Source organism: Stenotrophomonas sp. 278, assembly GCF_003935715.1.
GTDB lineage: Bacteria > Pseudomonadota > Gammaproteobacteria > Xanthomonadales > Xanthomonadaceae > Stenotrophomonas > Stenotrophomonas maltophilia_AH.
In genome coordinates, this window is sequence record NZ_RHPP01000250.1 from 1 (window position 1) to 2,733 (window position 2,733).

The window sequence follows — 2,733 nt, forward strand, 5'->3', positions numbered from 1 at the left end:
TGACGGCGGCGACGACCTGCAGGTCCTCACGCTCGGCGGCCAGCCGCAGCAGGGCCTGGCCCATGCGCCCGGAGGCACCGTGAATGAGCAGACGAAGGGGAGTAGTAGTCATGCGTGAAGGCTATCCGCAGCAGGCGATGCGACACAAGCGCAACAGGTTTGGCAACGCCAGCTGACCGGTCCAGGAAGGTGTCGCGAATGCATCCTGCGTGGCATGACCTGGCTTGCTTACGCTGCGGGCACGCCATCGCAAGGGACATGCCACGCCATGATCGTAAGGCAGAACAGCTTCAGCACCGCGGCCGTGATGCCGCATACGGCACTGGCAAAAGCCGTGTCGCTGCCCGACCTGCGGCCGCTGCTCCTGATCGCCAACCGCCCCCCGCCGGCGGCATTGCACGGCTTCGCCGGTGAAAGGAATGCCGGCCAGGACCTGCGCGCCAAGACCCCCTCACCGCATACCTCCAGGTTGCTTCTGGACTGCTCCGTGCTCGCCAGTGCCCCGGACCAGCGGGTAACGCTGTCGCCGGCAGGCCGCCTCGAGACGATTCCGGACGGTTCGGCAGAACATCTGCTGCGTCGTCAGCATCGACTGGACGAAGACCAGGCGGGCATGCTGGCCGCAGCGCTTCGCCGCGGCGGTTTCCAGCCCCGGCACGATCACGTCTGGACCGCCGGCGACGTGACCCATTCGCTGCAGCGGCTGTCCGAACGCAGTTTTGGGTCCGCACTCCCGGCAAGCGTCTGCGCACAGACCGAAGCGGCTCTGCAGGACGCGATGCGGAAGACCGGAGCGGCCGCGGACCCCTGGGATCAGTTCGACCGTGACCTTCCGCGCAATCCGTACTATCTGAACGGATCCCGGCAGCACGACCCGAACGCCTTCCGTGCGGCGTCTGCGGGCCTCTCCGACGCACAGCGTCGATTCGTCTGCCAGGCACACCAGGGGCTGCTGGCCGAGGTGGAAATCAACATGTTCGCGGGGACGGTCCTGCACCGCGACGGTGCCCTGCTGCGGTCACATGACAGCACAGCCCGGGGCGGGCCGATTGCCGATACCCGCTTCCATGTGGACATCCCCCTCTCGTCGACGCAGCGCAAGGACGTCGTCATCCGGGTTGAACATGACCGGCCACTGAGCGCGGCCGCGCCCCGGACTGCAGGCCTGGATGCACTGCCGGAGCACCGGGTACTGACGGAGGATTCAGCGCTGAGGGTGCGTCTGACGGCCACCTGTTCGCCCGGTGGAACGATCTCGGTCCGAGGCGAGCACAGCATCCATCTGCGCTATGAGAAGAACGACCCGCAGGCTCCTGCCCACTGGACGCCCGCAACGCTGCCGGCCGATGGCGATGCCGATCATGTGCGCGATCGCCTCACCGCCGTACTGATGGAGCTGCATGACGCGGCCACGCGCCCGGGCATGCTCGCGGTCGGACAACACCTGCTCGCGCCGGCCCCGGATGACGAAAGGCCGGGCGTGGCCGGTCTGCTCGATCTCGCCCTGGCCCTGGACCGCCTGGTGGGCGGAGGATCCCTCCTGCCCGCGGACCTGGCACGCTTCGCCTTCGACGAACTACGGCAGTGCGCCGAACACGCCCGGACTACCGCGGATGCCACGCTTCTGGCCCGAATGCAACAGACAGTGATTCCCGCTGACGCGGGGGTTGCCGCCCTTGCCGCCCGCCTGCCGGAGCACGGCCATTGGCCCCACGCCCGGCAGGCCCTGTGCAGGCTGATCGCGGCGCTGCTTTACCGGAACCTGGAGGGCGCTTCTGCGCTTCAGCTCGACAGCCTTTCCGCGCCCTCCGGCCGGGCGGATCGCAAAGCCTGCGTGTCCCGGCTGGAATCCATTGCTGACACTTTGAACTGGCCTGCGCTCGGCGCGCTGCTGCCGCGACGCCGCCTCATCTTCTGGGACACCACGATGACCCAGCGCCCCGCGCCCTGCGCGGTTCGCCACGGAAGTGCGAGCCGCTATCTGGAAACCGCGCTGGGGTGCCTGAACGCCATCCGGCACGCGCAGGCCACAGCGCATCCGGGCAGCCTCTGACGTCAAGCGGAACTCAATCAACCCTCTCGAACAGGCCGCTGTCTGCGATCGCCTCCTGCAGCGATTGCCCCAGCTCGCACGACTCGCGGGCGTTCAATGAGGTCTGCCCCGCAAGCACCCGCTCCACGACGGCCCTGGCGGTGCCCGGCAACGCGTCACGGACGGCTGCGATGCTGTTCACATCCGCGCAGAGCGCCTGCAGCGAAACCGCATCTGGCGGAATGTGGATGGCATTGCCGAGGTGCTGCAGCGTCGCATGCAACCGCTGGATCGCCCTGCATTCGGCTGTCGGCGGGGTATCCGCCAGCGCAGCGGTGCCCAAGCGGCTACGCTTGGAAGTCCGGGCGAGCCACGGGTCGTCGTTGTCCACGCGGAACGGGACAACACCCGCGCCGGAGGCGCGCTTGAGCGGTCGCGACGCACACGGGGGCGGGACGACGCCTGCGGGTGACGGGTGTTCAATCTTCATGCAACTCTCCTGGCGGGCCGAAACCAAAATGCCAGACATTGGCCACCGCAACCGAGCTGATGGCGACGCTGCCGCCTTCGCCGATCACCAACCCTGTCTTTGCAGGACTAGCGGTCCTTGTCGGAGCGGGAAACGGCGGGGCCGCAGCTGTCGCAACCGCCGCACCCTGCATTGCCGCCGTTCGCCGGCGGCGCAATCCGCTGCCCCAGGC

The 2,733-nt window shown here is 68.2% G+C and carries 3 protein-coding genes and 1 pseudogene; 1 reads left to right on the top strand and 3 read right to left on the bottom strand.

What is annotated here, in order from left to right; genetic code table 11:
- Nucleotides 1–112: pseudogene (locus EGJ34_RS21225) on the bottom strand (4-hydroxy-tetrahydrodipicolinate reductase); the annotation flags it as partial.
- A gap of 102 nt (nucleotides 113–214) precedes the next feature.
- Here EGJ34_RS21225 and EGJ34_RS21230 point away from each other — a divergent pair.
- Complete coding sequence (locus EGJ34_RS21230; RefSeq protein WP_125362386.1) at nucleotides 215–2,053, top strand: hypothetical protein; 1,839 nt, start codon at nucleotides 215–217, stop codon at nucleotides 2,051–2,053.
- A 13-nt stretch (nucleotides 2,054–2,066) separates the two neighbouring features.
- Here the strand turns inward: EGJ34_RS21230 and EGJ34_RS21235 are convergent, their stop codons facing one another.
- Together EGJ34_RS21235 and EGJ34_RS22575 are read right to left on the bottom strand one after the other, a co-directional pair.
- Entirely contained in the window at nucleotides 2,067–2,522 is a 456-nt protein-coding gene (locus tag EGJ34_RS21235) for a hypothetical protein (RefSeq protein ID WP_125362387.1), read from the bottom strand.
- On the bottom strand, nucleotides 2,512–2,733 hold a 222-nt coding region (locus tag EGJ34_RS22575; protein WP_221740434.1), incomplete at its 5' end, for a hypothetical protein. The genes EGJ34_RS21235 and EGJ34_RS22575, both read right to left, overlap by 11 nt.